The sequence below is a fragment of the Pelagimonas varians genome (genome assembly GCF_003208435.1).
GTDB lineage: Bacteria > Pseudomonadota > Alphaproteobacteria > Rhodobacterales > Rhodobacteraceae > Pelagimonas > Pelagimonas varians.
Genome location: NZ_QKMF01000032.1, coordinates 20,882 through 28,460, shown reverse-complemented (window position 1 = coordinate 28,460; position 7,579 = coordinate 20,882). Strand labels below are relative to the sequence as shown.

Annotated in this window: 7 protein-coding genes and 1 pseudogene; 5 read left to right on the top strand and 3 right to left on the bottom strand. The window is 53.3% G+C overall.

Annotation, left to right across the window (positions count from 1 at the left end; translation table 11 throughout):
- Positions 1-164 precede the first annotated feature (164 nt).
- Positions 165-442: pseudogene (locus C8N36_RS23120) on the top strand (IS3 family transposase); the annotation flags it as partial.
- A 114-nt stretch (positions 443-556) separates the two neighbouring features.
- Here C8N36_RS23120 and C8N36_RS23115 read toward each other — a convergent pair.
- The 3 genes from C8N36_RS23115 to C8N36_RS23105 all read right to left on the bottom strand — a co-directional run bounded on the left by C8N36_RS23115 (position 557) and on the right by C8N36_RS23105 (position 3,020).
- A complete protein-coding gene (locus tag C8N36_RS23115) occupies positions 557-1,618 on the bottom strand; it encodes an acyltransferase family protein (RefSeq protein WP_170125976.1) in 1,062 nt (353 codons plus the stop codon).
- A gap of 398 nt (positions 1,619-2,016) precedes the next feature.
- Positions 2,017-2,328, bottom strand: coding sequence for a hypothetical protein (locus C8N36_RS23110; RefSeq protein ID WP_097807013.1), 312 nt, complete (start codon positions 2,326-2,328; stop codon positions 2,017-2,019).
- Entirely contained in the window at positions 2,328-3,020 is a 693-nt protein-coding gene (locus C8N36_RS23105; RefSeq protein WP_097807012.1) for a ParA family protein, read from the bottom strand. Before C8N36_RS23105 ends, C8N36_RS23110 begins: the two co-directional genes overlap by 1 nt.
- A gap of 421 nt (positions 3,021-3,441) precedes the next feature.
- Here C8N36_RS23105 and C8N36_RS23100 point away from each other — a divergent pair, with 421 nt between their 5' ends.
- From C8N36_RS23100 to C8N36_RS23085, 4 genes are all read left to right on the top strand, one after another.
- A complete protein-coding gene (locus C8N36_RS23100; RefSeq protein ID WP_170125975.1) occupies positions 3,442-4,365 on the top strand; it encodes a sulfotransferase family protein in 924 nt (307 codons plus the stop codon).
- A 75-nt stretch (positions 4,366-4,440) separates the two neighbouring features.
- Positions 4,441-5,838, top strand: coding sequence for an oligosaccharide flippase family protein (locus C8N36_RS23095; RefSeq protein ID WP_097807010.1), 1,398 nt, complete (start codon positions 4,441-4,443; stop codon positions 5,836-5,838).
- Positions 5,838-7,004, top strand: a complete 1,167-nt coding sequence (locus C8N36_RS23090) for a glycosyltransferase (RefSeq protein WP_097807009.1) — start codon at positions 5,838-5,840, stop codon at positions 7,002-7,004. The genes C8N36_RS23095 and C8N36_RS23090 overlap by 1 nt, the downstream gene beginning before the upstream one ends.
- Entirely contained in the window at positions 7,001-7,579 is a 579-nt protein-coding gene (locus C8N36_RS23085) for an LbetaH domain-containing protein (RefSeq protein ID WP_097807008.1), read from the top strand. The genes C8N36_RS23090 and C8N36_RS23085 overlap by 4 nt, the downstream gene beginning before the upstream one ends.

Below are 7,579 nucleotides of genomic sequence, written 5' to 3'. Positions count from 1 at the left end.
ACTCTCCGTTCTCCCTTGGCAGGCACTTCAAATTGGGTCTGCGAAACTTTCCAAAGCCCACTTTCAGACGAAAAACTTGCCCAGTACCGAGGTGCCTTCCGAAGTGAACGGGTAATAATCAAAGAGGAGGAAGCTGGGATGCAGCGTCTTGGACCTGTCACGGTTTCTGCACGCCGCCCAAAGACTGCATCCATCTATACGGATTGTGGGAGCCAATACTGTTCGTATGATTATCAGAAGATCCTTCGCCAGCACGGGTTCAAGGTATCGATGAGCGGCAAGGGTAATTGTTATGGCAACGCAGCTAGTCGAGATCTTCCTCAAAGCCATCAAGGCAGAGCTGATCATCTTTGAATACATAAGCGGGTTCTACAATCCACGCCGACGGCATTCGGCATTGGGATGGAAAAGTCCTGTCGCCTTCGAGCGAAAGGTGGCTTAAACGAGCACTTTGGGCGGCACTAAAACGTGACAGGTCCATATGTCTCGCCAGCCGCATTAGTAAACACGGCTTGAAAGAGATCGGAGCTAAGCTGGGACAACATCAGTACTAGGATCAACCTCCCCCACCCCCGGACGCGAGGGCTCTATCCTTAGTGCTTACAGGTGTGCCTACCAAGATGCCGATACCTGCTCGGCGGAAAATCTCACCGACCAATAACCCTCCGAGGATTGCTATTATTGCTGCGACAATACGATCTCCGCCACTTGGTCCAATTTGCTTGGTAAAGGACAGAAAGAAGAAGTTGGTCAAGAAGATTGGATAGGTATTTTTTCCGACATACTGAATTACACGACCAAAAACAGAGTCTTTCTTGTTGAAGTAGTTCGACAGTATGCCTCCCTTAAATGATTCAGCTGCTGGGGCGCAGGTCATAATTAACAAGAGAGAAGCGAGAGAAACACTAATGGCATTATATGAAGCGAATCCATTATCGAAGCGCGACAGTTCAAGAGGAAATAATAGAACAATTGGAATGATCAGAGGAATGAGAGCGTCGTTACGCTTAATAAAGCCCTTCGCAATGGAGATGCCGAAAATAGTATATGGGAGCCAGTAGATAAATGGTCTGTACCCAATTTTCCAAGCAACAGGCCAATCGGATAGTGAGTATAAAAGACCCCAGGTGATTAGAAGAGATGCCCCCGTAAGAGGTAGGAAGTTATTCTTTTTTATGAAGGACCGGATAATGGGGAATAACAAATAGAGTTGAAAAAGAACTATAAAAAAGTATTGCCCTGCAAATCCAAATCCTCCGAAGAGGCCAAAAAAAATGGTGTGGAGTGGAAGGTTCAAAAATTCATCAAGGCTGTATTGTTGCGCTATATAGAACACAGTCCAAACGGCGTAAGGTATGAAAAGATATAGTAATTTTTCGCGAACCAAGGCATACAACTTGAAGCCGATATGTTTTTCTGAACTTTGGATTGCACGCTCAAGAAATATTGCCCAAATCCCAACAAAAACGGGCACGCAGAACCGAAAATAACTTGATCCCGGAGCTTCGGCATGGATCAATACCACGCCGATTATCGAAATAGCCTTCAGGTAGTCCGGAATGGGATCGCGTTTTTTATAGGTTTTTTCAACTTGGTCACCTTGAGGGTATGCAGTCAATGTCAGTTCCCTTCAGTCACTTTGGTCCAATACGCCAAGGTTAATTGAAACGTTTAATAGGCTTCAAGTTAATAGAGCCTGTAAACGCCAGCTTGATATTTGACACATTTCCATCTCGAATTCTACGAATGATTTTCATCGTCTGCGCTGAGAGAAGACATAGGTGTCTTATGGGAGATCTATTTTGATTGCCCCTTGCAAGCCCCGCTCCAGTGATCGCCACAGTCTCTCAATGAGGATGCTGTGGAGCTGACGGCTAGGACCGAATTGGGAAATGAAGGGGGGCAATTATTAGGGATGACATTTTCCGCTGCGGCGGGCGCCCTGCCCTGCGCTCCTCGCCGGGGAATTAGTCAGCCAAAAGGTGCACAGAGTGGCCCCAAAGATTGGGAAGCCTGTTACATTTTCGATCTGTCGTGCCCATCCATCAAAATTTCCAACATGTCATAGTAGGGGCGGCGGTCTGCCTTGCACATGGCCTTAAAGCGGTCGAGCACATGTTGAGGACCTTTGAGGTTCAGCTGGCCGTCAGTCGAAGCTTCACGCGATGGAAAGAGTGATACTGCGTCGACGGCTTTTCGGGTTTCAGCGGCGCGCGGGATGGGTTTGGATACCGGTGCTCCCTGTCCTGCTGGTCCAGGGGTGCGCGGTGAAAAATCATCTAGGTCAGTGTCAAAATTGGGCATGGCCAAGGGCTCTCGTTCAGACATCAGGCCACCTTCCCGGTTTCTGTTTCACGAATGGCGCGCAGTTTGGCGATCACCTCGGCGCGGAAGGCTTCGATATTGGCAAGCGCATTGGGCAATCCGTTGACCAGCTTGGTCGACATGTTTTCGATGGTCCCGCCCATTGAAAACATCGCAGCAAAGGCGTCACGTTCGTGAATTTCGGTGTGAAATGTATCGATTTGCTCATTTTCTCGAAACTGGGCTGAGATATGGCGCGCAGTACGTGATTTCACTGCGGCCCGGCTCTGGGTTAGCAGCACCGAATACGGAATGTTGCGCCGGGTGGCCTTCATGTCGCGGTGTATTTCCTGGATGACGTCCAAAGCGGCCAGCGCATCTTGTTGCTGTTCCTTCATTGGCAAGATGACCAGATCAGACTGGCTGATTGCATAGCTCATCAATCGTGAGGCCGTCCCTTCAAGGTCTATGATGACAAAAGGATCGCGGGCGGCGGCCTCTTCTATTTCATCCAGAATGGTTTTTTCAGAGTTGTTGGTGACGACCGTCAGGGCGTCAGGGCGGCCGGGTTTGTCGGCCCAGGTGGTGATGGGGTGGCGTGGATCTGCGTCGATGATGGTGGTTGGGCGATGGGCGGCAAGCGCTTGGGCCAGCAAAAGAGCGCTGGTCGTCTTACCGCTCCCGCCTTTGGAATTGGCGAAGGCAATCACGGGCATGATTTGGGTCCTGTATGTTTTATCTGTCTGCTCGGTATTGGTTCCTTTTCGGAACTCTACCTTACCTTACCATAAGCTAGCCTAGCGTACCAAGGGAAACCTTGAGGTACCTTACGGTACTATACCTCTTGGTACCATGAGGTACCTCATGGAATTTTCCTCGGATCCAAAGCCGAGAGGGGGTCAATGAGATTGTGGCCGACCGCCGAGTGCCGGCCCGGTGATGCACTTACGCATAGACCGAGTCGGGCGAGACCGTCTGATGCCTAAAAGCCGAGCGGATTGCAGCAAAGCGCACCCATGTGACCGAGGTAACGATTAAGTTTGAAGCACATACACTACGGGCTTGGCGCATTCCTGCAATTCCTCTAGAGAAAAGACATATTTTTAATTTTCCATGAGAACGCATTAGATGACGAAAATGCCCGAAATGTTATTTATCGTGGGTGCGGGTCGTTCAGGGACCAACCTGCTTTCGCGAATGCTTGAGCATGCGGGTGGATTTTCCGATCTTTCTGAAAATCGCTATATATGGAACTATAAGCAACGATACCGGTCCACGGATCGGCGCTTGCCTGAGGAGGCCAACGAGGCTGTTTCAACCTACATACGCCGTCACTATGCGGTGATGTCTGAAACGCATTCAGGTGTCTTGATCGACAAAACGCCCGGCAATGCGCTGCGGTTGGATTTTGTCTCCCAGATTTTCCCCGAGGCTAAAATCGTCAATATCGTACGTGATGGCCGGGCAAATGTGTTGTCACGTTCGGCGCTTTGGGACGAAGAGGGGTTGCTTAGTGACGGCACCCGCCCCGGAATGCTGACCCGCTATATGCGCCGCATCCGCCGCATGCGAGCTCTGGGAAATCTACCAAATGATCGCATTCCAGCCTTCCTTGCAGACAATATGCCAGCGCTTGCCAGCCGCATCCTTTTAAGGCGGGCGACCCTGTCAGGTGAGCGTGTTGCCGGCCTGCGTGAGATCGAACAAAGGCACGGCACACGTATTGCCCGCGCTGTGCAGTGGCGCGAGGTTGCGACCTTTGCCGCGATCGAGGGCCGTGCATTGGGGCCTGATCGCTACCATGAGGTCGGGTTCGAAAACATGTTGCGAAACCCACGGCAAACCGCCGAGGCGCTTTTTACCTTTTTGGGGCACGATGGCGGTGCCCGCAGTGCCGATTGGCTGGACGCCAAGCTTGATCCGGGCCGGTTGGACAACTGGAAGCAGCGCGACCGGGCCGAGATTGCCGAGATCGAGCCTTATCTGACACCTGCGTTGACCTATTTCGATTATGAAGTTGCGTCAGATTCTGTGGCTGCACACAAAGAGGGATCTCGATGATATTCGCAGTCTCTCTCCTGATGGCCGGCGTGATGGTAGCTGTTGTCTATACTGCAGAACTAGAGATGTTCGGCTATGACTTCGTCAAGTGACAGGCCGGACGGATCCGCTGAAGAAGCAGGGGGGGAGGGTCCCCCAAAAAAGAACCGCTTCATAGTCAACGTTGCAAAGGCAACCGGGGTCCGCATCACCCTGATGGTCGTGAATTTGACCTCAGCCTTGATTTTGGCGCGGATCATGGGCCCAGAACAATACGGCATCTATATCTTTGCATTCGCAATCATGAGCCTGATTGCGCTGCCCGGTCAAGCCGGACTGCCTTCTATCAATGTAAGGGAGATTTCCTTTCGGATTGTGGACCGAGATTGGGCGGGTGTGCTGGGGATTGTGATCTTCACCCGGCGGTTGGTCCTTGGATACAGCCTTGTGGCTGGAACCGCCATTCTTGCCGTCTATTGGTTCTTCCTTTCTGACTGGCTCAGCGCAGAAGAAGCCGACGCTATTTTGTGGTCCGCGCTGCTGATACCTGCCTTTATCCTTGTGAATGTGACGGGGGCCAATATTCGGGGGCTCAAGCGTCTGTTGCTTGGCCAACTCGTAGAAACTCTGTTTCGCCCGGTTTTGTTTCTTGGTTTTATCCTGCTGCTTGTATTCCCCTTCGGCCAACCCCTTGATGCCTCCAGTGCCATGTTGATGCACGCATGCGGTGCGGGTTTCGCTTTGGTGATATCACTGATTATTCTGCGCTGGATTCTGGTGCCAAAATCTGCCGGGTTGACCCCAACCTGTGACAGGCGCGCAATCCTCAAGAGCATCGCCCCGTTGACCATGGTCGCTGGTATGCAATTGATCCTTGGAAAAACCGATATCATGATGCTGCGTGTTATGCGGTCACCTGAAGAAGTCGGATATTATCAGGTGGCACTGCAATGGGCGAACCTAGCGTTGTTTGTGCATCAAGCGGTGCTGATGGTGAGTGGCCCTTCTATTGCCCGCGCCTATCGTAAGGGAGACCTGGTTGCGGTTCAGCGCACATTAACGGCTTCGGCCCGGTTGGTGTTTTTGGGGGCGTTGCCATTGGGGATACTCTTGCTCTTTTTTGGGGAGGAGATCATTGGGATGTCCTTCGGCGCAGAATATATTCCAGCGGTCAGCGCGCTTTCGATCCTTCTTATCGCGCGCATGGTGAAGGCCAGTTTTGGTCCTATCATCCAGCTTTCGAAGATGTTGGGATGGGAAAACCTCATGTTTGGGTTGGTCACGGTTTCGGCCCTGATAAATGTCGTTTTAAACTATCTGCTCATACCGTCTTATGGCATCGCAGGGGCGGCTATTGCCGCCGTCATTGCTGACTTTTTCTGGAAGACGGCGCTTGTCGGTCTCGCGTGGTGGCGGCTTGGGCTGGTCTCGTTTCCGATTGGCAAAGGTGTGCAAGGCAATCCGTCAACACCGCAGGATGAAGAAACAAAGTAATGGCCCGAATTTTGCATGTTGTTCCAGCCTATCTACCCGCCACTCTTTGGGGAGGGCCGGTCTTTTCGACGTCGGCATTGGTACGGGCCGCCGTGCGTGCAGGCCATGAAACCACGGTTTTGACCACCAATAGCGCGGACCCTGAAACCGGGGAATTTCTGTCTTTGGACCAAAACCCGGCGCGCTTTCCCGAAGGGTACGATGTCCACTATATGCACCGGAGCTTTGGGCAAAGCGGCTCTTGGGAAATGTTGCGGAAGTTGTCGGGAATGGTTCGGCGCGCGGATCTTGTCCATCTGTCGATGACCTATTCGTTTCCAACGTTGCCGACACTAGCCTTGTGCAAGATCTTTGGGAAACCTGTGGTCTGGTCGCCCCGCGGGGCCATTCAAGCCACCGCAGAATGGGCTGACGCGCCGCGCAAACGGGCAAAGACGGCCTTTGAGAGTCTGGCGCGCGGTCTCGCCCCCAAGCGTACAGTGCTGCATGTCACAGCCCAAAGCGAAAAAGATGCCACGGCAGGACGCATGCCGGGATTGGATATTGTCACTATCGCCAATGCTGTCGCGGTCCCCGATACGGTGCCCCAGCGGGTATTCCGCCCGGATGGGCGGCTAAGGCTTTTATTTATAAGCCGCCTGCATCCAAAGAAAGGCATCGATCAGTTGATCGCGACCTTGGCTCGACTTCCGGACCATATCACATTGACCGTCGCAGGAAGCGGCAGCCCCGCCTTTGAGGCGGAGTTGAACGCTCAGGTGGTGGCGTTGGGGCTTGGCGCGCGTATCACGTTTCTTGGGCAAGTGAACGACGCCGCAAAAAGCGCGGCCTTTCACGAAGCGGATGCCCTGGTTCTGCCAACCCTGTCTGAAAATTTTGGCATCGCAATTGCCGAAGGGTTGGCCCATGGGCTGCCGGTTATCACAACCACAGGTGCCCCATGGGAAGGCATAAAGGCCCATCGCTGCGGAGACTGGATTGACCCGACGCCTGAGGCATTGGAAGCCGCGTTAACGGCCTTGGATGCCATAGACGTCAATGAGCTTTCGGCAATGGGTGCGCGGGGCTACGCTTGGATGAAGGACACGTATTCCGAAGCCATCCTTGGCGCTGATATGATGGCGGTCTATGACCGGATTTTGGATCAGGGGCGACCTTCCGAATGAACACGCCCCATATCGATATCGAAGCCAACCGGGCCGCCCGTAAATATTCCCGCAAGGAACTGCTGGGCCGCGTACTATGGTCATTGGCCTCTTTGCTGTTTCGCTTCAGCCCGCGGCTGGCATGGGGCTGGCGCAACATGTTGTTGCGCCTGTTCAAAGCACGAATTGGCCGCAACGTGAGGATATTTCCAACGGTGCGCATCATCATACCTTGGACCCTTACGATAGACGACGGTGCGACAGTGGGGGATCATGCGATCCTATACGCGCTCGGCCCAATGAAAATCGGGGCCTCGGCCACGGTTTCGCAAGGTGCGCATCTGTGCGGGGGCAGCCATGACTTTCGCGATCCGGCCTTTCCGCTTTGGCGTGCGCCCCTCACGGTAGAATCCGAAGCCTGGATCGCTGCCGATGCCTTTGTCGGCCCCGGGGTCACCATCGGGCGCGGCGCGGTCCTTGGGGCCCGGGCGGTTGCAATGAAAAACATCCCCGCCAATGCAGTTGCGGCTGGAAACCCCGCGCACATCGTCGGGACACGCAGCCCGTCTGCCCCTGCATCAAACGTAAAGGGTTAA